Annotated in this window: 20 protein-coding genes; 15 read left to right on the top strand and 5 right to left on the bottom strand. The window is 68.8% G+C overall.

The genetic code is table 11. The features are described from left to right. Nucleotides 1-357 precede the first annotated feature (357 nt). Nucleotides 358-576, top strand: coding sequence for a hypothetical protein (locus CEK65_RS07480; protein WP_152181276.1), 219 nt, complete (start codon nt 358-360; stop codon nt 574-576). Then, on the top strand, nt 548-1,459 hold the full coding sequence (locus CEK65_RS07475) for a S49 family peptidase (RefSeq protein WP_152181275.1): 912 nt from the start codon (nt 548-550) through the stop codon (nt 1,457-1,459). Before CEK65_RS07480 ends, CEK65_RS07475 begins: the two co-directional genes overlap by 29 nt. A gap of 173 nt (nt 1,460-1,632) precedes the next feature. Here CEK65_RS07475 and CEK65_RS07470 read toward each other — a convergent pair whose 3' ends face one another. Both CEK65_RS07470 and CEK65_RS07465 read right to left on the bottom strand, forming a co-directional pair. Beyond that, nucleotides 1,633-2,190 (bottom strand): lysozyme inhibitor LprI family protein, encoded by a 558-nt coding sequence (locus CEK65_RS07470; protein WP_152181274.1) that lies wholly within the window; start codon nt 2,188-2,190, stop codon nt 1,633-1,635. A gap of 97 nt (nt 2,191-2,287) precedes the next feature. Further along, a complete protein-coding gene (locus tag CEK65_RS07465; protein WP_193314721.1) occupies nt 2,288-4,111 on the bottom strand; it encodes a family 43 glycosylhydrolase in 1,824 nt (607 codons plus the stop codon). 158 nt (nt 4,112-4,269) lie between these two features. Here CEK65_RS07465 and CEK65_RS07460 point away from each other — a divergent pair, with 158 nt between their 5' ends. The 7 genes from CEK65_RS07460 to CEK65_RS07430 all read left to right on the top strand — a co-directional run bounded on the left by CEK65_RS07460 (nt 4,270) and on the right by CEK65_RS07430 (nt 11,217). Beyond that, on the top strand, nt 4,270-5,178 hold the full coding sequence (locus tag CEK65_RS07460) for a DUF4424 family protein (RefSeq protein WP_152181273.1): 909 nt from the start codon (nt 4,270-4,272) through the stop codon (nt 5,176-5,178). Between the two features lie 158 nt (nt 5,179-5,336). Continuing rightward, nucleotides 5,337-6,731 (top strand): MFS transporter, encoded by a 1,395-nt coding sequence (locus tag CEK65_RS07455; RefSeq protein ID WP_152181272.1) that lies wholly within the window; start codon nt 5,337-5,339, stop codon nt 6,729-6,731. 97 nt (nt 6,732-6,828) lie between these two features. Then, entirely contained in the window at nt 6,829-7,251 is a 423-nt protein-coding gene (locus CEK65_RS07450) for an NUDIX hydrolase (protein ID WP_152181271.1), read from the top strand. Between the two features lie 385 nt (nt 7,252-7,636). Further along, nucleotides 7,637-8,452: an EcsC family protein gene (locus CEK65_RS07445; RefSeq protein ID WP_193314720.1), complete on the top strand. Its 816-nt coding sequence runs from the start codon at nt 7,637-7,639 to the stop codon at nt 8,450-8,452. A 104-nt stretch (nt 8,453-8,556) separates the two neighbouring features. Next, nucleotides 8,557-9,381 (top strand): NYN domain-containing protein, encoded by an 825-nt coding sequence (locus CEK65_RS07440; RefSeq protein WP_152181270.1) that lies wholly within the window; start codon nt 8,557-8,559, stop codon nt 9,379-9,381. Between the two features lie 73 nt (nt 9,382-9,454). Further along, nucleotides 9,455-10,057 (top strand): DUF938 domain-containing protein, encoded by a 603-nt coding sequence (locus CEK65_RS07435; RefSeq protein WP_152181269.1) that lies wholly within the window; start codon nt 9,455-9,457, stop codon nt 10,055-10,057. Between the two features lie 377 nt (nt 10,058-10,434). Beyond that, nucleotides 10,435-11,217, top strand: a complete 783-nt coding sequence (locus CEK65_RS07430; RefSeq protein ID WP_148829943.1) for a hypothetical protein — start codon at nt 10,435-10,437, stop codon at nt 11,215-11,217. A gap of 302 nt (nt 11,218-11,519) precedes the next feature. Here CEK65_RS07430 and CEK65_RS07425 read toward each other — a convergent pair whose 3' ends face one another. Next, complete coding sequence (locus CEK65_RS07425; RefSeq protein WP_226980503.1) at nt 11,520-12,146, bottom strand: hypothetical protein; 627 nt, start codon at nt 12,144-12,146, stop codon at nt 11,520-11,522. Nucleotides 12,147-12,417: 271 nt separating this feature from the next. Next, a complete protein-coding gene (locus CEK65_RS07420; protein ID WP_152181268.1) occupies nt 12,418-16,140 on the bottom strand; it encodes an indolepyruvate ferredoxin oxidoreductase family protein in 3,723 nt (1,240 codons plus the stop codon). Between the two features lie 190 nt (nt 16,141-16,330). Here CEK65_RS07420 and CEK65_RS07415 point away from each other — a divergent pair, with 190 nt between their 5' ends. Beyond that, nucleotides 16,331-16,942: a tetratricopeptide repeat protein gene (locus CEK65_RS07415; protein ID WP_152181293.1), complete on the top strand. Its 612-nt coding sequence runs from the start codon at nt 16,331-16,333 to the stop codon at nt 16,940-16,942. Nucleotides 16,943-17,166: 224 nt separating this feature from the next. Continuing rightward, complete coding sequence (locus CEK65_RS07410; protein WP_152181267.1) at nt 17,167-18,081, top strand: AEC family transporter; 915 nt, start codon at nt 17,167-17,169, stop codon at nt 18,079-18,081. Between the two features lie 218 nt (nt 18,082-18,299). Here CEK65_RS07410 and CEK65_RS07405 read toward each other — a convergent pair whose 3' ends face one another. Beyond that, nucleotides 18,300-19,793, bottom strand: coding sequence for an AAA family ATPase (locus tag CEK65_RS07405; protein ID WP_152181266.1), 1,494 nt, complete (start codon nt 19,791-19,793; stop codon nt 18,300-18,302). 127 nt (nt 19,794-19,920) lie between these two features. Here CEK65_RS07405 and CEK65_RS07400 point away from each other — a divergent pair, with 127 nt between their 5' ends. From CEK65_RS07400 to CEK65_RS07385, 4 genes are all read left to right on the top strand, one after another. Next, nucleotides 19,921-20,553, top strand: a complete 633-nt coding sequence (locus CEK65_RS07400) for a ParA family protein (protein WP_017913046.1) — start codon at nt 19,921-19,923, stop codon at nt 20,551-20,553. Nucleotides 20,554-20,568: 15 nt separating this feature from the next. Continuing rightward, complete coding sequence (locus CEK65_RS07395; protein WP_010340932.1) at nt 20,569-21,045, top strand: histidine phosphatase family protein; 477 nt, start codon at nt 20,569-20,571, stop codon at nt 21,043-21,045. Between the two features lie 56 nt (nt 21,046-21,101). Next, nucleotides 21,102-21,656, top strand: a complete 555-nt coding sequence (locus CEK65_RS07390; protein WP_223875706.1) for a YceI family protein — start codon at nt 21,102-21,104, stop codon at nt 21,654-21,656. Continuing rightward, nucleotides 21,656-22,954: phospholipase D family protein (locus CEK65_RS07385; protein ID WP_193314722.1), on the top strand; the 1,299-nt coding region annotated here is incomplete at its 3' end. The genes CEK65_RS07390 and CEK65_RS07385, both read left to right, overlap by 1 nt.

The following is a 22,954-nucleotide window of genomic DNA, read 5'->3' as shown; positions in this document are numbered from 1 at the left end:
GATGCGATGCTAGACGACGAGTCCCACTAGTTCATAGGGTTCTATGCGCAAAAGCAGCGGTTAGGCCCTTCCTAGCGAGCAAAACTGAACTGGCCAATTGCTTTCATTCAGATACTGAAACCAAGAAATAGTGGTCGAGGCCAGCAAAGGCCCCAACATGTAGTGGTTTTATCGAGCAATTCTCAAGTCCCGTGAGATGGTGCTGAATGAGGCCTCTGCCTCAATGAAAATTTTTGCCATTGCTCTGGGCCAATGCTTACTCTTAGGCCACAGGAACTCTGTTCAGATTCACGTTGTCAGACAAGCAACGTTTACTAGGGTACCAGTGTACTCCCCAGTTGCCTATGGAAGCATCTCATGAATAACCAAAATAGTCTCGGCGATCTAGCAACGGTCTTTGCAACTTTCGGGATTGATCCGGTCGAAAGGGATTTGCGAGAGCTGCGTGAGATTATGGGCACTTCTAGGCCAAGTGACAATATTTTCTACCGTACTGTTTTAACAAATGGTACGGGACGTATTAGGACAGATAGCAAGGAAGCTGATTATGCCGAATTGGAACGAAACATTAGCTGAGCTTCAGGCAAACTCCCAAGGGCCACATGATAGGCTCAGGCACAAATATTTAAAAAGATTGGCTCGGCATACCGGGCGGAATGTGCTGGTCTACTATTCTGGCTGGTTACAAAAAAGTGCGATGCAAGGGGTGGATTTTCACATCACAGATGCCGATAAAATAGGCTTCATGACGTGTTCAAAAGATCTTGATCGCTCAAAAGGCCTTGATTTATTCCTTCATACTCCGGGCGGGGATGTCGCGGCAACAGAATCGATCATTGACTATCTTCATTCCTTGTATAGCGGAAATATTCGAGCAGTAGTTCCTCAGATATCTATGTCTGGAGGAACTCTTATGGCTGTTGCTTGCAGAGAGATTTTAATGGGGCGCCAATCTAGCATTGGTCCTGTAGATCCTCAAATCGCAGGCATGCCTGCGCAAGGCATCCTTGAGGAATTTAAGCGCGCTGTAGACGAGGTCCAACAAAATAATGCTGCTATTCCCATTTGGCAGCCAATAATTCAAAAGTACTGGCCTACACTTATTACATCATGTGAGCATGCCGTAGATTGGTCAGACTCCCTATTGCGTGATTATTTGAAGAATTGTATGTTTCAGGGCGAAGCTCAAGCAGTTCTTGATCCAAAGTTAGATGCCATTGCAAACTTGCTTGGCAAGCAAAGTACTTCCAAAAGCCATAATCGGCATATCAATCCAGTAAAGGCTGCTGAATTGGGTTTGAAGGTCGTAAAACTTGAGGATGATCAAAAGCTGCAGGATTTGGTTTTAACTTTGCATCATTCGTTGATTTTGACTTTTGCACAAACGGCTGCGGTTAAAATAATAGAGAATGACCGAGGAGTTTCTTATCTGACTGCTGCGCAAGCAATAAATGCGTAGAGTTAATCTTTGATGCTGTAGTAGAGGAGGCGCAGCGCTTTTAGGCGGCAGGAGTCTGGCCATCGAGACGCAGCCAAAGGTGAGAGCAGGGCCGAGGACTTCCTACGCCCCTTCCATGTGGTGTGCTCCATGCCGCGCATGTCCCGCCTTATGGATAGCCGCTGCCCCTACTCTCAACGCCCGCCGCGCGTATAGCCTTCCAGTTCGTCGGCGCGGGAGCTGATCCGGCGCAGGGTGGCTTCGGCGCTTTGCAGGCCCGCCTCCTGGCCGCGTGCGCCGAACGCACGGTCGAGCTGTGCGGCCTGGTCGTTGGACTGCTGCCATGTGTACTGCGCGTCCATCAGGCGGGACCGGTCGGTACCGCTGATGCGGTAGCGCAGCTTGTCGTAGGCGCGGTCCAGGCGCTCCTGCTGCACGCGCTGTTCGCGCTGGATGCAGCGGCGGCTCTCGTCCAGGCCCTGGGCCTGCTTGCGGCAGTCGTGGTAGGTGGCGGACAGGCCATCGCGCGGTGCAGCGGCTTCGGCGCCGGCCGGCGGCATCTGCTGCAGTTGCTGCTGCATCTGCTGGATCTGTTGGGCCTGCTGCTGCAGCAGGCGCTGCTGTTGCTGCAGTTGCGCATCGCGCGGGTCGGTCTGCTGCGCGGCGGCATTGCCGCACACGCCGGCGACCATCGCGGCGATCAGCCAGGCGCGCAGCCGGCGCTGGTGCTGGGTTCCCTGGTGCTGGTGCATCGTCCTTCTCCTTCGATCGGCAACCGATCCTGCCGCGCGCCGCATCGCCGGCGCGCGGTCGAGGTGGGGCCAAGCATACGGGAAGGCGGTGATGGCTTCATGGCACGGCGATGCGGGCGCTCAGCGGGGAGACACCGCGCTCGTCGAAGGCTTCGACGGCGAACACGTAGTCCTGGTCGCGGTTCAGCGCCCGGATCTCCAGGTCGGTGCCGCGATCGGCGAACACCTGGTAGGTGAGGTTGAGGCGGTCGGCACGCAGGCCCCAGCGCACGTTGTAGCCGACGGCGCCGGGCACCGCCTGCCAGTGCACGCGGGCATTGCGGCGGTCGGCCTCGCGCTGCGCGACAACACCGGTCGGCGCCGGCGGCGGGGCGCCGTCGGCGTTGCCGAACACGCGCAGGTCGCTGATCGCCAGGTGGGCGGCGCCGACGTGGCCGTGCACGTAGCGGATGTAGCGGGTGCGCACCGGCGCGGGTAATTGCAGGTAGGCGTTGGGCCGGTCGCGGCGGTCGGCGCCGTCGCCGACCTCGGCCAGCGGCAGCCAGTGGCGGCCGTCGCGCGAGTGCTGCAGCCGGAACGCGGTGTAGATGTCCGGCGCATCGCCGTAGCGGCCGGCACGGTAGTCGGCGAAGTTGACCTGCACCGCGCGCACGCTGCGTTCCCCGCCCAGGTCCACGGTGAGGGTCTCGCCAGGCGCGTTGCGTGCGGCGACCCAGTAGCTGCGCGGATCTTCGTCGGTGGCGCGGTCGGCGGCGAAGCCGTCCAGGGTGGACGAGGCGGTGGCCGGCTTGCGGTAGGACAGCAGCATCCAGCCGGTGAACAGCGCCTCCGGGTCGGCCACCGGGCCGTCCGGCATCCAGTGCGGGAAATCGCCGAAGCGGGTGGACACGCGCATCTGCCCGTCGGCGGCGAAGGCGGCGGGGAACAGCACGATGCGCCGTTCGAAGGTCCAGTTGGCACCGATCCAGGCGGTGCCGCTGTTCCACCAGTTGCCGTGCGCGTCCTGGAAGGTGGAGCCGTGGCCGGCGCCCTGCATGAAGCCGCCGGGCTTGTAGGCCACCGGGTTGTAGGGTGCGTAGACGAACGGGCCGAGCGGGTGCTCGCCGACGTACACGCCGTTGGCGTAGGCGTTGTACTCGCTGCCGGGCGCGCCGTACTGCAGGTAGTAGCGGCCACCGGTCTTGGTCATCCATGCGCCTTCCAGGTAGCTGCCGATCGGGCTGCCGTCGGGGAAGCGGGCACCGCGGTGGTCGGGGCCGAAGCGTTCCCAGCCGTGCTGCGCCGGGTCCAGCGCGAGCAAGGGCGTCGGCACGCCGCGGAAGGCGAACCCCTGCGCGTTGCGATCCATGGCGATGCCATACAGCGGATAGCGGTCCGACGAGCCCCAGTACAGGTACCACTGGCCGTCGTCGTCGATGAACAGGTCCGGGTCCCAGGGGCCGGGCGGCACGTCGCTGAGCGGGCGGCCCTTCATCTCGGTGCCGATCGGCTGGGCGCGCGGCAGCTTGGGCAGCAGCCGGGTCAGGAAGTCGAGCTTGCCGCTGGCCGGGTCGCGGGTCTGCAGCAGCGGGCGCGGTTCGAAGGCCGACTGCATGATCACCAGGCGGTCGCCGTCGGCCACCACCGCCGGCGCGACGATGCTCTCGAACGGCCAGCGGCTGGGCGTGACGAACTGCCAGTCGAGCAGGTTGGGGGAGCGCCAGTAGCCGTCGGCCAGCGTCTGGAACAGATAGTAGGCGTCGCCGAAGCGCACGAACACCGGGTCGGCGCCGGTGCGGTAGGAAATGCCTTCGTTGAGTTGCTCGAAGTTGTAGCGGTAATCCAGGTCGATCGGATTGGCGTAGCTGCGCTGGCCTGACGCCTGCGCCGCGGCCAGCCCGGCGGACGCCAGCAGCGCCAGCGTTGCGAATGCTCTGAACATGGCGATGGCCTTCCCCCCGTGGCGGCGCCGGCTACCGTAGCAAACGCAGCGGCAGGGCGCGATGCGGCAGGCCATGCCGCCGCGGTTACCATGGCGCGCGCCCGTTCGCCGCTGCCGTGCTGCGGCCGCGGCGCCTTCCCTCGCCGACCTCCGACTCCATGACCGCCAACGTTTCGCAGCGCCGCCTGCCGCCCGTGTTGTTGTCGTCCTTGCTGTTCGCGGCCGCTGCCGCCTTCGCCAACGACAGCAGCATCGGCGACGCCAATGGCTCCATCGAACTGATCCGCCAGCCGGACATCCGCATGAGCAAGGAAGACCTGTTCATCAGCGAGGAGCGGGTGCAGGTGGACTACGTGTTCACCAACACCAGCACGCGCGAGCTGCTGGTGCCGATCGCCTTCCCGATGCCGCCGATGTACTTCGGCATGGCCGACCACAGCGCGCTCACCGACTTCAGGCTGTGGGTGGACGGCAAGCCGGTGCGCACCGAGCGCCGGCTGGTGGCGAAGCTGGACGGCAGCGACATCTCGCGCGCGTGGGCGGCCAGCGGCTGGACGCCGGACGACCTGGCCGAGTATGTCGAGGGCGGCACCGTCCCGGCCGGGCGCAAGCCGCTGCCAGCGCGCTGGTTCGACGCCGACGGGCAGCCGCGCTTCACCCTCAGCGAGTACTTCGTCTGGCAGCAGCGCTTTCCCGCCGGCGGCACGGTGGCGATCCGCCACAGCTACGTGCCCAGCGTCGCCACCGGCGTGCCGATGCCGGCCAGCGACCTGATCGGCGAGTACGCTAAGTCCACCTGCCTGGACGCCGCCACCCAGCAGCGCCTGCGTCGCCGCGCCGGCGCCAACGGCCTGCAGTGGAGCAACCTGCGCTACGTGCTGCGCACCGGCGCCAACTGGAAGGGCCCGATCCAGGACTTCCACCTGACCCTGAAGAAGCGCGCGCCCGGCGACCTGCTCAGCCTGTGCTTCGACGGCGAGCTGCAGCGCCTCGATGCGCTGACCTTCGAGTTCCACCAGCGCGACTTCGTGCCCGAGCGCGACCTGGACATCCTGTTCCTGCGCTGACGCGCCGCCGGCGCCCGCAGCGGCCGGCCGCACCGAAGCCGACATCCGGCTGAACGCCGATCCGGCGCGGTCGGCAGTTTCGACCCGACGCGGTGGCGCGCGCGGCGGCGGATCGGGCAGCATGCGGCGGCGCGATCCCTCCCCCAGGACCTGCCCGCATGCGCGATGCCGCCGTTGCCGCTTCCGATCCCGTCGCCCTGGTCGCGGCGCGCCTGGAACGCCTGCCGCCGACCCGCAGCCTGTGGCGCCTGGTCGCGCTGCTGGCGCTGGGCGGCTTCTTCGAACTGTACGACCTGTTCCAGACCGCCTACCTCAGCCCCGGCCTGTTGCGCGACGGCATCTTCGCCGAGGGCGCGGCCGGCGTGTTCGGCATCGCCGACCAGGCCGCGTTCGCCTCGGCGACGTTCCTGGGCCTGTTCCTCGGCGCGAGCCTGCTCAGCCCGCTGGTCGATCGTGTCGGGCGTCGCGCGGTGTTCTCCTTCGCGCTGCTCTGGTACTGCGTGGCCACGGTGGCGATGGGCCTGCAGCACAGCGCGCTGGGGGTGATCCTGTGGCGCGGCGTGGTCGGCGTCGGCCTGGGCGTGGAACTGGTCACCATCGATACCTATCTGTCGGAAATGGTGCCGCGGCAGATGCGCGGCGCGGCGTTCGCGCTGGCGTTCTGCCTGCAGTTCCTGGCGGTGCCGGCGGTGGCGTTGAGCGCCTGGGCGCTGGTGCCGCACGCGCCGCTGGGCCTGAGCGGCTGGCGCTGGGTGGCGCTGCTCAGCGGTGGCTTCGCGCTGGCGGTGTGGTGGCTGCGCAGCCGTTTGCCGGAGTCGCCACGCTGGCTGGCCACGCAGGGCCGCCACGCCGAGGCCGACGCGGTGCTGCAGCGGCTGGAAGCGCGCTGTACCGCCGACCTGGGGCGGCCCTTGCCCGCGCCCGAGCCGGCCTCGGCGCCGGCCGCGCCGATACCGCAGCTGTCCGCGCTGTGGCAGCCCCCGTACCGGCGCCGCATGGCGATGCTGGTGAGCTTCCACATCTTCCAGGCGATCGGCTTCTTCGGTTTCGGCAACTGGTTGCCGGCGCTGCTGGCGCGCCAGGGCGCCGACAGCGTGCACGGCCTGGGCTACGCCTTCGCCATCTCGTTGGCGTATCCACTGGCGCCGCTGCTGCTGATCGGCGTGGCGCAGCGCTGGGAGAACAAGTGGCAGGTGGTGGTGTCGGCGCTGGGCGCGATGCTGTTCGGCCTGCTGTTCGCCTGGCAGAGCCAGCCGCTGCTGCTGATCGCCTGCGGCGCGGCGGTCACCTTCTGCAATGCCTGGATGAGCTTCGCCTACCACGGCTACCAGGCCGAACTGTTTCCCACCGCGCTGCGCGCCCGCGCGGTCGGCTTCTGCTATTCCTTCAGCCGCCTGTCCACCGCCGCCAGCAGCCTGCTGATCGGCATGCTGCTGGAGCGTACCGGCCACCGCGGCGTGCTTGCCTGCGTCGCCGCCAGCCTGCTGATGGCCGCCGCGGTGGTGGGCCGGTTCGGGCCGCGTACCCACCAGCGCGCGCTGGAGCGGATCTAGGCGTGTGGGATATGTTGAGACGCGCGCGAAGTGGCCTGGCGCACATCGAGGCGTGCATCGCGTCCAGACTGGACCTTTACCTACCGCGGAGGACGCCATGCAACCGTTCAACGGCGCCAAGCTGGCGCTGCTGTGCGACGACGCGCTGCTGGTGTACCAGCGCGATGTGAAGCCGGAGATTCCCTGGCCGGGACTCTGGGACCTGCCTGGCGGCGGCCGCGAGGACGACGAGAGCCCCGAGCGCTGCGCTCTGCGCGAACTGCAGGAGGAGTTCGGCCTAGCGCTGGAGGAAGACAGGCTGACCTGGGGCCGCTGCTATCCGTCCCTTCAGCCCGGGTGCCTGCCGAGCTGGTTGTTCGTTGGCCGCCTGAGTTGTGCCGAGATCGCCAGCATCCGCTTCGGCGATGAAGGCCGGGGGTGGCTGCTGATGCCCGTGGCCGAATTTCTCGCCCATCCCCAGGCCGTGCCCCATCTGCAGGAGCGCCTGCGCGACTACCTGGCTCAGTGCGTGCAGGGGTAGCTGGTCTGGCCGGCCAGTCGTTGCCCGCGATACGAGAAGCGGGTTTACAGCGTGCGTCGCGGGGCATGCAACCGCCGCGATGACGGCTGCCTCTGCAGCGCCGATCCTGCCACCTTGGGCCATGGCCAGTTCGGTGGACCGGCGCGATGTCGCCGGGGCCAGGGCGCCACGCTTGGCCTGGCGGTGGACCGGCCGTCCTGTCTGGACCGCGCCCGGCGCCGCGTGGGCCAGACGCAGGCGCGGTGTGCGGCAGGGGCCTGCCTCAATCCCGATCACGCGTTCCGGCCGCGCGATTCCTTAACGTCCCGCACCGGTCATCGTCCCTCGACACCATGCCGGGGCGGCCCGGTGCATGCTGTCGCCTCCCTCGCCACGAGCTTCAGCCATGACCTCGCTATTGCCCGTCCCCGTGATGGATGCCGCCGATCACCGCGACCTGGCCCAGGCGCGCGCCCTGCTGGAACACCCGGGCCTGGCGGCGAAGATCGCCAATGCGGTGGGCGCGCCGATCGAGGCGCTGATCAACAAGCGCCTGCCGAAACTGCTGTCCTCGCGCATCGATGCGGTCAGTCAGCGTGCGCTGCGGGTGGCGTTGCGCTCGGCGCTGCTGACCCTGCGGGCGCAGGCGCCGGAACGCGCGCGGCCGCGCCTGCATGGCGCCGCGGTGGCGGCGACCGGTGCGGCCGGCGGCTTCTTCGGCCTGCCCGGGCTGGTGGTGGAACTGCCGCTGACCACGACCTTGATGCTGCGTTCGATCGCCGACATCGCCCGCGCCGAGGGCGAGCGCCTGGACGACCCGGCGACCGCCCTCGCGTGTCTGGAGGTGCTGGCGCACGGCGGCCGCAGCCACCGCGACGACGGCAGCGAATCGGGCTACTTCGCGGTGCGTGCGGCGATGGCGCAGCAGCTCAGCGCCGCGGCGCAGTACATCGCCGCGCACGGCCTGGGCAGCAAGGGTGCGCCGGTGCTGGTGTCGCTGCTGTCGCGCATCGCCGCCAAGTTCTCGGTCACGGTCAGCGAGAAGCTGGCGGCGCAGGCGGTGCCGCTGGTCGGCGCAGCCAGCGGCGCGCTGCTCAACACGGTGTTCATCTCGCACTTCCAGGCGATGGCGCGCGGCCACTTCATCGTGCGCCGGCTGGAGCGCCGCTACGGCGAGGCGGCGGTACGCCAGGCCTACGAGGCGTTGCCGGCCGGGCGATGAGCCATGGCAGTCGCCGCGTTGCGCTGGCTGTGGGCAGCGCGCGCTGGCACAGTGGTGGCCGCCGCCACGCTTCTCCCGATCTTTCCTTGCCGCAGGTGCACGCCATGAAAACCCGCCACCGTTCCGACAGCGACGACGACCAGCCACGGCTGGCGGTGCTGATCGATGCCGACAACGCGCAGCCCTCGGTGATCGAAGGCCTGCTCGCCGAGGTCGCCAAGTACGGCCTGGCCAGCGTCAAGCGCATCTATGGCGATTTCACCAGCACGCGCATGACCCAGTGGAAGCAGGCGCTGCTGAAGCACTCGATCAGCCCGGTGCAGCAGTTCGCCTACACCAGCGGCAAGAACGCCACCGACAGCTCGCTGATCATCGATGCGATGGACCTGCTCTACACCGGCCGCTTCGACGGCTTCTGCCTGGTCTCCAGCGACAGCGACTTCACCCGCCTGGCACAGCGCCTGCGCGAGGAAGGACCGACCGTGTACGGCTTCGGCGAGCGCAAGACCCCGGATGCGTTCGTGCAGGCCTGCGACAAGTTCATCTACACCGAAGTGCTGCGCAGCGAGGCCAGCTCGGCGGAGCCGGCCAAGCCCGCCGCTGCGGCCGCCAAGCCGGCGGCCAAGGGCCGCAAGAAGCCGGCCGCGACGCCGGCCAAGCCCGAGCCCGTGCCCGCCGCCACCGAGACCAAGCAGGCGCCGCTGACCCTGCTGCGCCAGGCCATCGAGGAAGCCTCCGACGACCAGGGCTGGGCCGGGCTCGGCAGCGTCGGCAGCTATCTGAACAAGGTGCGGCCGGATTTCGATCCGCGCCTGTACGGCCACAAGAAGCTCAGCGACCTGCTGCGCCGGCTGTCGACGCATTTCGAACTGGAAGAGCGCGGCAACGAGGGCGGCGGCAAGCGCATCTTCGTGCGCTCGCGCGGATGAGCCGTCAGCTGCTGCCATTCGCACTGGTGCGTGCCGTCGTGGCGCGCAATGGCACACACAGGTGCACGCCACGATGAGCGATCGACCCTACGCCCCGTCCTGCGACCGCAACCGCGATCCGATCCTGCAGGTGCTGCAGCGGCAGTTCGCCGATCGTCGCCAGGTGCTGGAGATCGGTAGCGGCACTGGGCAGCACGCGGTGCATTTCGCCGCGGCGCTGCCGCAGCTGACCTGGCAATGCAGCGAGCGCGCCGAGCACCTGCCCGGCATCGCGCAGTGGCTGGAGGCGGCGGCGCTGCCGAACACGCCGCCGGCGCTGGCGCTGGACGTGCGCGAGGGGCCGTGGCCGCGCACTGGCTACGATGCGGTGTTCACCTCCAATACCTTGCACATCATGGGCTGGGACGCGGTGCAGGCGTTCTTCGCCGGAGTCGGCCAACTGCTGGCAAACAGCACCGACGGCATGCTGGTGGTCTACGGCCCCTTCAACTACGGCGGCGCCTTCACCAGCGACAGCAATCGCGACTTCGATGCGTGGCTGAAGGCGCGCGACCCGGCCAGCGGCATCCGCGATGCCGAGGCGGTGGACGCGCTGGCGCAGGCGCAGGGCCTGACGTTGCAGGAAGACGTGGCGATGCCGGCCAACAACCGCTGCCTGGTCTGGCGCCGCGGCTGAGGCAGGAGTGCCACCCGGCGACGCCTTGGCGTCGTGCGGGTGCGCGATCACGCAGGCGGATGCGTCGTGGGCGCGCAATCTGACTGCGTCAGCCATGTCGTGACGGTGCATGCGTCAGCGACGCGCAGTGCGCGGTCGTACCGAATACGCCGACGTGCTTGATGCAGCACTGTCTTGGCCAGTTCCATGCCATGCGCTGCATGGTGGGCGACGCAGTAGGCGTTGCGTCCAGGTGACGAAGCCGCACTCTCTCCCTCATCACGGGTTCACTGCCGTGCCACGGCGGATTCACCGCGCGCTTGCGACTGTGCGCCGACACCCGCCGCCGCCCATGTGCCTGCGGCCGGTGCTTCCTACCTTCGCCACGGAGCGTTCCCATGGACAACAACGACAAAGCCCGCGATCTCAATCGCGATCCGATTTCCGGCACCCCGGGTTCGCATCCGGTCGGGGTCGGCATTGGCGGTACCGCCGGCGGCGTGGCCGCGGGCGCGCTGGCCGGCACCGTGTTCGGGCCGCTCGGCACCTTGATCGGCGCGGCGGTCGGGGTGGTGGCCGGTGCGGCGGCAGGCAAGGGCGTGGCCGAGCGCATCGACCCCACCGGCGAGGATGCGTACTGGCGCGAGGAGTATCGCAACCGCGACTACGCCAAGGCCGATTACGACTACGACCGCGACTACGCCGCGGCCTATGGCCTGGGCCTGCAGGCGCGCGAGCAGTATCCCTCGCGCACCTGGGACGAACACGAGCGCGAGCTGTCGCACGACTGGGGCACGCGCCGTGGCGACTCGCGCCTGGAGTGGGACGAGGCGCGGCTGGCCGCGCGCGATTCCTGGGAGCGTGCCGACGCCACCTATCGCACCTACGAGGACAGCGACCGCTACTACGCCGATCGCTTCGACACCGTGGACTACCGCGAGACCGACAGCAGCTACGACGACTACCGCCCTGCATACCGCTACGGCGTGCAGGCGCGCAGCCGCTACCGTGACCGGATCTGGGACGATCGCCTGGACACCGACCTGGAAAGCGGATGGGAGCGCGCCAAGGACCGCTCGCGGCTGAGCTGGGCACAGGCCAAGGCGGCGGTGCGCGAGGCCTTCGATTCCGATCGCTACGATCGCCCGGGCCGCGGCAACCCGCCTGATCCGCGGGTCTGATTCGACGTTCGTTGCGTTGAATGGCAGTCGGTCGAGTTGCCACCGGGCACTCGACCGAATCGCTTCCTGATACGACACAGCGGCCGCTGCATAGGGCCGCTGTGTCGTATGCGGAGTCTACGGAAGCAACCATGTGGGAGGGACTTCAGTTCCGACGCGCAGACCCTTCCGTATCGACATCAACGCGATCGACCCGGATCCAACTGCATGGCGGTGGCGCGCGGGAAGCCGATGGGAATAGGCTGCACCGCCACCGGGTGACATGGCAGGTCGCGGCTGAAGCCGCGCCCGCAGCTTGGCCCCTACGGCCCGTCCGACGACGGCGAACTGGCTGGAGATTGTTGAACCGTCGGTTGCAACGAATCGTCCGCCTGCGCCTGTTCCTCTGCCCGCGCCTCTGCGTCGGCCTCCGCCTCCGCATCTTCCTTCGAGGCGGCATCCCACCAGGCCGGCGCCGCCAGCCGATCTTCTCCATAGCCGTTCATGCAACCTGTTCGTTGCTGCTCCAGGCGCTTGTAGTCCAGGGTGAGACGCTGCACATCCTGCTGCTCTGGCCACTCGGTATAGGCGATGTACCCCTCGTACTGGTTCCCATGGATGCAGGCGATATACGAGTCCGCTCGCAACCCGGCTGCCTGAAAGACCAACACCCGCGCTTCGCCGTTGCGATCCAGGCGGCCATGGAAGACCGTCCATTTGCCCGACGCGCAACTCGCGCCGGAGATCCCCATGTAGCTCAGACACGGAATCGACCACACGTCCTGCTGGACGCGGATCCTCGCGCCCGAGAGTGGCCGATCGGGTCCCGCCACGACACGGATCGTGATGAACCGCGGCATGATCCAGGGGCCGGCGTGCTCCGCCAGCAGGTAGAACAGCAGGATGGCGCCCGCCAGCGCCACGCATGCGAGTTTGAGCAAACGCTTCACGCGATGTTCCTTCGAGGGTGATGCGGCCGTGGATCGCTGGCGATCCACGCAACGTGCGGATGATGCCCAAGGCCGGCCGCCCTGGGCGATGCTGCCGTCCTGCGTGCTGCTGGAGTCGGGTCGCGGCTGCAGCCGCTTCTGCGGCAGATACACGGATGCCATGGAACGCGGCAGAGCAGCAGGCGCAGCGCCAGCCGCGCCGCGTTCGGTCAGACGCCCTCGATGCTGCCATTGCGCCGCCGCTGCACGGCGGCGGGCGTTCGTCTCCCGCTCAGGCCGCCTGCACGATATGCAGCGCCTTCGGGTTGCGCCAGGTCGCCAGCAGCCGCGCTTCCTGTTGCTTGGCCTCGTGCAGGTGCGCTTCCTTGACGTGGCCGTAGCCGCGGATGTGTTCCGGGATGCTGGCGATCTGCACCGCCAGCGCCAGGTTGTCCGCCTGCAGCCGCTGCAGCAGTTCGTCCACGGTGGCGAGGTAGTCGGCGATCAGTTGCCGTTCGCCGCGCCGCTCGGCGCTGTAGCCGAACACGTCGAAGGTGCCACCGCGCAACCGGCGCAGCTTGGCCAGCCACTTGAACGCGGTGAACATCCACGGGCCGTATTCGCGCTTGCGCAGCCGGCCTTGCGCGTCCTTCTTCGCCAGCAGCGGCGGCGCCAGGTGGAAGCGCACGCGGTAGTCGCCCTCGAACTGCGCCTGCAACTGCTGCGCGAATGCGCCGCTGGTGTACAGCCGCGCCACCTCGTACTCGTCCTTGTAGGCCATCAGCTTGAACGCGTAGCGCGCCACCGCTTCGGTCAGCGCGGTCGAGGCCGGCGCCACGCGCTGCTCGGCAGCGCGCACGCGCTCCACCAGCGCGGTGTAGCGTGCGGCGTAGGCGGCGTCCTGGTAATCGACCAGGAAGGCGTGGCGGCGCGCGACCAGCTCGTGCAGCGAGCGCGACAGGCGGCTGTCGTCCAGCGGCGCATGGCCGGCCTCGCCGCTCTCGGCGGCGGCCGGCAGCTCGCGCGCCGGACGCGGATTGGCGGGATTGCGCGGCGCGGCGCTGGCGCCGGCCTCGTGGCCTTCCCACTCGCCCGGCGGCAGCTGCTGCAGCCCCGGCGCCTGGCGTTCGCGTTCGTCCGCGGCCGGATCGGCGAGACCCGCCGCGCGTCGCACCGCCGGCAGGTCCAGCGCCGCCAGGCGGCCCCAGGCGAAGGCCTGCTGGTTCATCGCCACCGCTGCGCCGTTGAGTTCGATCGCGCGCATCAGCGCCGCGTGCGACAAGGGCACAAGGCCCTGCTGCCAGGCGTAGCCGAGCATGAACAGGTTGCTGGCGATGGCGTCGCCGAGCAGGGCGGTGGCCAGCTGGGTGGCGTCGAGCAACAGCGGATCGCGTCCGCCCAGCGCCAGGCGCACGCCGGCAATGATCTCGGCGGCCGGGAACTGCATGTCCGGGTGCGTGGTGAAGGTGCCCGGCATCGCTTCGTAGCTGTTCAGCACCACCTGCGAGCGATCGCCGCGCACCTTGGACAGCGCCCAGTAATCGTTGACCACCACCATGTCGCACCCCAGCACCAGGTCGGCCTCGCCGGCGGCGATGCGCACCGCGTGCAGGTCTTCCGGTTGCCGCGCAATGCGGATATGCGTGGTGACCGCGCCGCCCTTCTGCGCCAGGCCGGTCTGGTCGAGCACGCTGGCGCCCTTGCCCTCCAGGTGCCCGGCCATGCCCAGCAGCGCGCCGATGGTGACCACGCCGGTGCCGCCGACGCCGGTGATGAGGATGTTCCAGGGCTGGCGCAGGTCGCTGCGGAAGCTTGGTGTCGGCAATTGCTCCAGCAGCGCCGCAGCGTCGGCCTTGCGGCCCTTGCGCGGCTGCCCACCGTGCACGGTGACGAAGCTGGGGCAGAACCCGGACACGCAGGAGTAGTCCTTGTTGCAGCTGGACTGATCGATCTGGCGCTTGCGCCCGTATTCGGTCTCCTTCGGCAGCACCGACACGCAGAAGCTCTTCTCGCCGCAGTCGCCGCAGCCTTCGCAGACCAGCGAGTTGACCAGCACGCGCTTGGGCGGATCGGGCAGCTTGCCGCGCTTGCGCCGGCGCCGCTTCTCGGTGGCGCACGTCTGGTCGTAGATCAGCACGCTGGTGCCCTTGACCTCGCGCAGCCGCCGCTGCACCGCGTCCAGCTCGCTGCGGTCGTGGAACTCCACGTCGCTGGGGAACAGCTCGCGGCGCCGCGTCCACTTACCGATGTCGTCGCTGACCAGGGCGATGGTGTGCACGCCTTCGGCACGCATCTGCCGGGCGATGTCGGGCACGCTGAGGGTGCCGTCCACCGGCTGTCCACCGGTCATCGCCACTGCGTCGTTGTAGAGGATCTTGTAGGTGATGTTGACGCCGGCGGCGATCGACTGGCGGATCGCCAGCGAGCCGCTGTGGAAATAGGTGCCGTCGCCCAGGTTCTGGAACACGTGCGGGGTGTCGGTGAACGGCGCCTGCCCGGCCCAGGTGACGCCTTCGCCGCCCATGTGGGTGAAGGTGTCGGTGGCGCGGTCCATCCACGTCACCATGTAGTGGCAGCCGATGCCGCCGAGCGCGCGCGAGCCTTCCGGCACCACCGTGGAGGTGTTGTGCGGGCAGCCGGAGCAGTAGTGCGGCACGCGCGGGAAATTGGCGCGGGGCAGCGCCATCTCGGCTTCCTTGGCTTCCATCCAGCGCAGCCGCTGTTCGATCGAGTCGGTGTTCACCGCAGCCGACTGCGGCAGGCGCAGGATGCGCCGGCCGATCACCCCGGCGATGGTGGCCGGGGTCAGTTCGCCGGTGGACGGCAGGATCCATTCGCCGGCCTCGTCGTACTTGCCGACGATGCTCGGGCGCGGGCCGGCGCTGGCCGGCCAGTTGTAGAACTGCTCCTTCATCTGCCGCTCGATGAAGGCCTTCTTCTCCTCCACCACGACGATGTCCTGCAGCCCGCGCGCGAACGCGGTGATGCCCAGCGGCTCCAGCGGCCAGGTCATGCCGACCTTGTACACGCGGATGCCGATGCGTGCGCAGGCGTCCGCGTCCAGGCCCAGGTATTCCAGCGCCTGCAGCACGTCCAGGTAGCTCTTGCCGGTGGTGACGATGCCCAGCCGCGCCTGCGGCGCATCCATCACCGTGCGGTCGATGCCGTTGGCGCGGGCGAAGGCCTGCGCCGCGCGCACCGCATAACGATGCAGGCGCATTTCCTGGTCCAGCGGCGGATCCGGCCAGCGGATGTTGAGCCCGCCCGGCGGCAGCTCGAAATCCTCCGGCAGCACGATCTGCCGCGCGAACGGATCCACCTGCACCGAGGCCGAGGACTCCACCGTCTCGGCGATGGTCTTGAAGCCGATCCAGCGCCCGGTGTAGCGGCTCATCGCCCAGCCGAGCAGGCCCATGTCGAGGATGTCCTGCACCCCGGCCGGGTTGAGCACCGGCATCATCGCGCTGACGAACTCGTCCTCCGAGCCGTGCGGCAGGGTCGAGCTGCGGCACGCGTGGTCGTCGGCGGCCAGCGCCAGCACGCCGCCATGGCGCGAGGTGCCGGCGGCGTTGCCGTGCTTGAACACGTCGCCGCAGCGGTCCACGCCCGGGCCCTTGCCGTACCACATGGCGTACACGCCATCCACGCGCGCGCCGGGGAACAGGTTGGTCTGCTGCGTGCCCCAGACCATGGTCGCACCCAGGTCCTCGTTGAGTCCGGGCTTGAACACCACGTTGGCCGCGTCCAGATGCTTGCGCGCGCGCCACAGTTCCAGGTCGAAACCGCCCAGCGGGCTGCCGCGGTAGCCGCTGACGAAGCCACCGGTGTTCAGCCCGGCGGCGCGGTCGCGCAGTTGCTGCATCAGCGGCAGCCGCACCAGCGCCTGCACCCCGGACAGATAGATGCGGCCATCGGTGCGGGTGTACTTGTCTTCCAGCGTATAGCGGGTGTCCACGCCGTCGGCGGCCGCTGCGGCGAGGGAGGACGACGGACGCGGATCGACGATGCGGTTCATGGCTTGCCCGGAAATGGAAGGCTGGCGGGCGCGCAGCGCCTGCCGCGCGCGATCGCCCCGATTGTATCAGCGGCGATTTTTGCGCCCGTTCTCGTCCACGCCGGCCGTGGCGGGGTAGGATGGGACCCGGGTGAGGGGATCACTCCAGGGGATTGCAGCAGTGAAGGCATACACATACGCAGTGGCCGCGATGCTGGCCTGCATCGGCCTGGCCACCGCGGCCAGCGTGCGGGCGCAGGCATTGCCGGCACCGAAAGAGTTCTACTTCGACGAAGACCGCGGCACCACCCGTCCGGTCACCGCCATCGCCGGCAGCGGCGAGGCCCTGGTGGATCGTCTGGCCAGTACCGTGCAGCGCGATCCCAACGCCAACGAGGCGCGCGCGCAGCTGGCCGGCATCGCCATGGCCGGCGGCCGCCAGGAACTGGGCGAACAGCTGTATCAGGCCGCGTTGCATGCGCTGCCTGCCGGCGTGCAGCGGCGCCAGGTGCAGTGGAACTATGGCTGGGATCTGCTGCGCGCGGGTGATCCGGCGCGCGCGCTGGCGCAGTGGAGCGCACTGGTCAACGGCCGCCCGGTGGCGCCGGACTGGCTGCCGCCGACCCTGGCGCTGGCGTTGTGGCGCCTGCAGCGCAAGGACGAGGCCGTGAAGTGGTACGCCGCGGCGGCACGCACCTGGCCGGACAAGTGGGGCGCCACCGCCGATTTCGCGGCGTTGCTGCCGGCCTGGCGCGACGACGAGCGCGCGACCCTGGCCGAAGTGCAGGCCGCCTGGAAGGCCGCGCCGCCGGCCTGGCCCTGATGCACGCGGGTCCAGGAAACACGACGCGGCCTGCGTGGGTGGCCGGCGCAATCTAGGGTCCGGGTGTGGTCGGTCGCACAGCGCACTGTGTCGCCGCGCCTGCGCGAAGCGCCGGCTCGTGCTGGGCGCAGGCCAGGTGCGGCTTCGGTCGCGCGAAGGCTCGACGGCCTGCGTACGCATGCCATGCGATGATGCCGCGTACCCGCTGATTTCGTGCTGTGCCGATGGCTTTCGATGCGTTCGCCCTGATGTTGGTCATGCTGGCGCTCGGCAAGCTGTTCGCGCGTCAGCGCGTCCTGCCGGCCAACACCACCGAGGTGCTCAACGGGGTGGTGCTGTACCTGTGCCTGCCGGTCTCGGTGCTGATCTACGTGCCGCGCCTGCAGTTCAATCTGGAACTGCTCGGATTGATGCTGACGCCGTGGCTGCTGACCGGCGTGAGCGCGCTGGCGATGCTGGGCTTGCGCCGGCCGTTGCGGCTGCGCCGGGATCAGCAGGCGGTGCTGCTGCTGTGCGTGGCGCTGGGCAATTCCAGCTTCATCGGCTATCCGATGGTGCGCGCGCTGCTCGGCGAGGCGGCCTTGCCGTATGCGGTGGTCTACGACCAGTTCGGCACCTTTGTGCTGCTGTCCAGCTTCGGCCTGTACGTGCTGGCGCGCTACAGCGGCGAGGCGCCGCCGTCGCCGCGGCAGACGCTGTTGCGCATGGCGCGGTTCCCGCCGCTGTGGGCGCTGCTGTTCGCACTGACCCTGATGCCGGCGCAGCCGCCGGCGTGGATCGCCTCCGGCCTGCAGCACCTGGCCGATGCGATGCTGCCGCTGGTGATGCTGGCGGTGGGATTCTCGATCCAGTTGCGCTTGCCGCGCGAAGAATTGGCGCCGTTGGCCGCCGGCCTGGTGCTGAAGCTGCTGGTGCTGCCGGCCCTGGCCTGGCCGCTGTCGTGGGCGCTGGGCCTGCGCGGGCAGGCGCTGCAGGCCAACGTACTGGAATCGGCGATGCCGACCATGATCACCGCCGCGCTGCTGGCGATCTCGCATCGCCTGGCCCCGCGCCTGGCCGCGGCCCTGGTCGGCTACGGGATTCTGCTGTCGCTGGTCACGTTGCCGGCGTGGGCGTGGTTGTTGGGGGCGTTGCGTTGAGCCTGCGCCGTGGGCGGTGCCTGGATTGGCGGATGTGGGATGGTGCGCGCGTCGTACCCTCATCCGCCCCTGCGGGGCACCTTCCCCCCAAAAGGGGGCCATGGTCCCGGAGGGAGAAGGAATTTAGAAGCCCCTCTCCCCCCGGGAGAGGGGGTGGGGTGAGGGTCGGGGCGCAGCCTCGCACAGCGGCATCCCCTGATCTCAGCAACCGCCCGCCGCTAATCCGCCGGCACCGTCCGTCCGCTGGCCCAGCTGCGCAGCGCCTGCACCTGTTCGGCCATCAGCACCGACAGCGGTCGGGTAGTGCGGATCTCCTGCATCAGCAGCTCGGTATCCAGCGGCCGCTGTTCGGCGTGCGCGGCATACAGCCCGGAGACGATCGCCTGCTCGATCTCGGCACCGGAGAAGCCGTCGGCGACGGCAGCCAAGGCCGGCAGCGCGAACGCGTCCGCATGCAGCTGCCGCCGCGTCAGGTGCAGGCGCAACAGCTCCACGCGCGTCTGCGGGTCGGGCAGGTCGACGAAGAAGATCTCGTCGAAGCGGCCCTTGCGCAGCAGTTCCGCCGGCAGCTCGTGCACCTGGTTGGCGGTGGCGACGATGAACACCGCGGCGCTGCCGTCGGCGCTGCCGCGTTCGGCCATCCAGGTCAGCAGCGTGCCGAGCACGCGCCGCGATACGCCGCCGTCCTCGCCGCCGCTGGCCAGGCCCTTCTCGATCTCGTCCATCCACAGCACGCACGGCGCCAGTTGCTCGACCGCGGCCAGCGCGTCGCGCAGATTCTTCTCGGTCTCGCCGTGGTACTTGGCGTACAGCGCGCCCATGTCCAGGCGCAGCAGCGGCACGCCGAACCCCGCCGCGGTGGCCTTGGCCAGCATCGACTTGCCGCAACCCTGCACGCCGAGCAGCAGCACGCCCTTGGGCGGGTCCAGCCCCGGCGGCGCGGTGCCGGCGAACACCGCGCGGCGCTGTGCGATCCACTGCTTGAGCCGGCGCGCACCGGCCACGTCCTCGAAGCGCGTGGCATCGTTGTCGTACTGCAGGTGGCCGCTGCGGTTGAGCAGTTCGAACTTGAGCTTGGCCAGTTGCGGCAGATCGGATGCGGTGAGCGCGCCGTCGGCGTAGATCAGTTGCCGGGCGATGCGCCGCGCGTCGATCAGGCTGAGCCCGCGCAGATTGCGCAGGATCTGCTTGACCGCCTCGCCGTCGACCTCGACCCGGCGTCCGCCGAACTCGCGCGCATAGCCCAGCGCCTCCTCCTGCACCATCTTCAGCAGCGCGTTGGCGTCGGGCAGGCGCGGATTGAAGCGGGTCGCCAGCGCTTCCAGCTCGGCCGGCAGCTCGATCCGCGTGCCGATCAGCACCAGCACGTGCGGCTGGCAGTGGCGGCGTTCGACGATGTCGCGCAGCAGCCGCTGGTGGCTGGCGTAGCCAAGGTACGGGGTGACGTCGAGCAGCAGGTAGATGCCGCGCTGATCGGCCTGCTTGATCGCCTGCAGCACCGCGCTGGCGTCCGGCGGCCCGCTCGGCGGGTCCTCGCGGTCCAGGTCGATGCGGCGCAGGCCCTCGGTGATCGACCAGCGGTGCAGGGCGCGCCAGACCTGCATCAAGGCCTGCCGGAACAGGTCGACGATGCGCGCCTCCTCCTGCGTCTCGATCACGATCAGGGGCGTGTTGGCGCGGATCAGCGCGACCAGGTCCTGCAGCTCGCTCATGGCATCGGAAGGCGAAGGGGGCCGCCACGATAGCAAGCCCGGCGGCTGGCGGCGTGCTGCGCGTTGACTACCGGCTGACGTAGGGCCGGTGTACGCTCCGGCTTCTTCCCCCGGAAGCGAGGCGTGCATGAAGACGATCCTGGTGGCCGGCTCCAAGGGCGGCGTGGGCAAGACCACGGTCGCCACGCACCTGGCGGCGTCCTACGCGCTGGCAGGCAAGCGCACGGTGCTGGCCGATGCCGATCCGCAGGGCTCCTCGACCCGCTGGGCCGAACGCCGTGCCGGCCTGGACAGCGCGGTGCTGCCGATCGACGCCAGCCGCAAGCGCAGCTGGCGCGCGGCGCTGCCCGACGACGCGCAGCGGGTGATCGTCGACGCCGCCGCCGGCGCCATGGCCGAGGACCTGACCCATTTCCTCGACGAGGCCGACGCGGTGGTGGTGCCGGTGATGCCCTCGGCGCTGGACATCGAGGCCACCGTCGGCTTCCTCAACACCCTGGCCAAGGTGCCGCGGGTGCACCAGCGCAAGCTGCCGGTCGGACTGGTGCTCAACCGCAGCAAGCCCTGGACCAACGCCACCCAGCAGGCGCTGCAGATGCTCGCCGAATGGCCCTACCCGGTGGTGGCGCAACTGCGCGACAGCCAGGCCTACGTGGTGCTGGTGGGGCTGGGCCGCAGCCTGTTCGATTACCACTCCGTCCAGGTCCGCGACCACCAGCAGGACTGGGAACCGTTGCTCAAGTGGCTCAAGAAGGCCTGACCGATGACCATCGTTTTGCGAGAAGTGATCCTGCTGCGCCATGCCCACGCCGAACCGGCCGACACCGGCCAGGCCGATTTCGACCGGCCGCTGTCGCCGCACGGCCTGGCCGAGGCCGAAGCCGCCGGGCGCTGGCTGCTGGAGCAGCGGCTGGTGCCGGACCGGGTGCTGTGTTCGCCGGCGCGGCGCGCGCGCGAGACCCTGGAGGCGGTGCTGGAGCTGACCGGCTACGTCGAGCAGCGCCTGGAGCCGCGCATCTACGAGGCGACCTCGGGCACCCTGGCCGATCTGCTGGACGGCCACCGCGACGTCGAGCGGCTGTTGCTGGTCGGCCACAACCCGGGCCTGGAGCGGCTGGCGGCGCTGATGCACAGCGGCCAGTCCGGCGACTACCGCGGCATGCCCACCGCCAGCGTCGCCGTACTCGGGGTCCCGCACGACGCGGCGATCGAACCGGGCGTGGCGCGCTTGACCGCGTTCTGGTGGCCCTGAGCCCGCTGCGCAGGTTCCTGCGGCCGGCGCTCTGCGCCGCGCTGCTGCCGTTGTGTCTGTGGTGCGCCGTCGGCCACGCGCAGGTGACGCCGGCCTTGCTGGCGCCCGGCGAATACGCCCTGGACCCGGCGCAGTCGCGCTTCGGGTTCGAGATCCGCACCCGCTTCGGCCAGCGCATCGAAGGCTTCTTCCCGCGCTACGAGGGCACCGTGCACGTGCTGCCCGACGGCCGCCATCAGGTGCACCTGCGCCTGTTCACCGCCTACGTGGAAATCCCCGGCAAGCCGCGCTACACCGGCTGGATGCGCGGCGAGGATTTCTTCGACGCGCCGCGCTACCCCACCGTGTCCTTCGACTCGCAGCCGTTCTCGCCGCAGGTGCTGGGCAAGGGCGGGCCGATCCCCGGCATCCTGAGCATCCGCGGGGTCAGCCACGCCGAGACGCTGACCGTCATGCCGGCCGCATGCACCCGCGCAGGCTATGATTGCGACGTCATCAGCCGCGGTACGGTATTGCGTGGACGTTACGGAATGGACAAGTGGGATCTGGCCTTGAGCGACCGGGTCACCTTCGTGCTGCGCGCACGCCTGACCGAGGCGGCGACTCGGTGATATCAAAATTGATGCGGGTGCTGGTGGTGGTGGCGCTGCTGCTCGGCAGCGGCTGCGCGAGCCTGTCGCAGGCGCAGCACGGCCGCGCCGTGGCGATCGCCGAGGCCGCGCGCGACCGCCAGGTCGACTGCACGCGCGGGGACCACTGCGCGCTGGCCTCGCCGCTGCGCGGGCTGGCCGGCAAGGCCTTCGCCCAGTCCGGCGCCGGCGCGCCGCGGCACTACGCCACCATCCTCGACCACGGCGAAGAAGCGCTGGTGGCGCGGGTCAACCTGATCCGCAGCGCCAGCCGCAGCATCGACCTGCAGACCTACATCTTCGACAAGGACGACAGCGCGCGGCTGGTGATGGACGAACTGCTGGCCGCGGCGCGGCGCGGCGTGCAGGTGCGCGTGCTGATCGACCAGCTCTCGGCGATCTCCGACCTGCAGATCCTCGGCGCGCTGGCCGGCGCGCACGAGAACTTCTCGCTGCGCATCTACAACCCCACCTTCGGCCTGGCCAAGCCCAACTACTTCCACTACGCCGCCAGCGTGCTGTGTTGCTTCCGCCGCTTCAACCAGCGCATGCACAACAAGCTGCTGGTGATCGACGATGCGATCGGCGTGGTCGGCGGGCGCAACTACCAGGACGACTATTTCGACTGGGACGCCGAGTACAACTTCCGCGACCGCGACGTGCTGGTCGCCGGCCCGGTGGCGCGGTCGATGGCCGCCAACTTCGACGCCTACTGGGCGGCCCGGCGCAGCGTGCCGGTGGCGCGGCTCAACGACGTCGGCAAGCTGCTGCTGCGCCAGGGCGTGCCGGCGATGCCGCCGGCGCAGTTCCTGCGCCCGGAGCGGGTGCAGCGGGTCAGCGAGGAGGCGTCCGATCCGGCCTTCGTGGAGAACGCCTTCGTGCTGCCGGCGTTGCCGGTGAAGCATGTGGACTACGTCGCCGACCTGCCGCAGAAGCACCGCCGCGAACACGGCCCCAAGGCCATCTCCACCGCGCCCAAGCTCGACCGGCTGATCGCCGACGCACGCCAGGAGATCATCCTGCAGACGCCGTACCTGGTGCTGTCGGACCCCGCGCAGGAGATCTTCCGCGACCTGCGCAAGCGCACCCCGCCACCGCGCGTGGTGGTGGCCACCAACAGCCTGGCCGCCACCGACAACCCGGTGGTGTATGCACTGTCCTACAAGTACAAGCGCCGCAACCTGCGCGAACTGGGCTTCGACATCTACGAGTACAAGCCGTTCCCGCTGGATGCGCCGGTGGACTACGCCAACCTGCTGCCGGCGCATCCAGCGGGAACG

It is taken from the genome of Xanthomonas sp. LMG 12459, from assembly GCF_009192905.1.
Taxonomy (GTDB): domain Bacteria; phylum Pseudomonadota; class Gammaproteobacteria; order Xanthomonadales; family Xanthomonadaceae; genus Xanthomonas_A; species Xanthomonas_A sontii.
The sequence above is the reverse complement of the archived record's forward strand: the minus strand, read 5'-3'. Positions and strand labels throughout refer to the sequence as shown.

Coding starts and splice junctions, on each gene's coding strand:
- CEK65_RS07480 (WP_152181276.1), top strand. CDS start 358: ATGAATAACCAAAATAGTCTCGGCGATCTAGCAACGGTCTTTGCAACT.
- CEK65_RS07475 (WP_152181275.1), top strand. CDS start 548: ATGCCGAATTGGAACGAAACATTAGCTGAGCTTCAGGCAAACTCCCAA.
- CEK65_RS07470 (WP_152181274.1), bottom strand. CDS start 2,190: ATGCACCAGCACCAGGGAACCCAGCACCAGCGCCGGCTGCGCGCCTGG.
- CEK65_RS07465 (WP_193314721.1), bottom strand. CDS start 4,111: ATGTTCAGAGCATTCGCAACGCTGGCGCTGCTGGCGTCCGCCGGGCTG.
- CEK65_RS07460 (WP_152181273.1), top strand. CDS start 4,270: ATGACCGCCAACGTTTCGCAGCGCCGCCTGCCGCCCGTGTTGTTGTCG.
- CEK65_RS07455 (WP_152181272.1), top strand. CDS start 5,337: ATGCGCGATGCCGCCGTTGCCGCTTCCGATCCCGTCGCCCTGGTCGCG.
- CEK65_RS07450 (WP_152181271.1), top strand. CDS start 6,829: ATGCAACCGTTCAACGGCGCCAAGCTGGCGCTGCTGTGCGACGACGCG.
- CEK65_RS07445 (WP_193314720.1), top strand. CDS start 7,637: ATGACCTCGCTATTGCCCGTCCCCGTGATGGATGCCGCCGATCACCGC.
- CEK65_RS07440 (WP_152181270.1), top strand. CDS start 8,557: ATGAAAACCCGCCACCGTTCCGACAGCGACGACGACCAGCCACGGCTG.
- CEK65_RS07435 (WP_152181269.1), top strand. CDS start 9,455: ATGAGCGATCGACCCTACGCCCCGTCCTGCGACCGCAACCGCGATCCG.
- CEK65_RS07430 (WP_148829943.1), top strand. CDS start 10,435: ATGGACAACAACGACAAAGCCCGCGATCTCAATCGCGATCCGATTTCC.
- CEK65_RS07420 (WP_152181268.1), bottom strand. CDS start 16,140: ATGAACCGCATCGTCGATCCGCGTCCGTCGTCCTCCCTCGCCGCAGCG.
- CEK65_RS07415 (WP_152181293.1), top strand. CDS start 16,331: ATGCTGGCCTGCATCGGCCTGGCCACCGCGGCCAGCGTGCGGGCGCAG.
- CEK65_RS07410 (WP_152181267.1), top strand. CDS start 17,167: ATGGCTTTCGATGCGTTCGCCCTGATGTTGGTCATGCTGGCGCTCGGC.
- CEK65_RS07405 (WP_152181266.1), bottom strand. CDS start 19,793: ATGAGCGAGCTGCAGGACCTGGTCGCGCTGATCCGCGCCAACACGCCC.
- CEK65_RS07400 (WP_017913046.1), top strand. CDS start 19,921: ATGAAGACGATCCTGGTGGCCGGCTCCAAGGGCGGCGTGGGCAAGACC.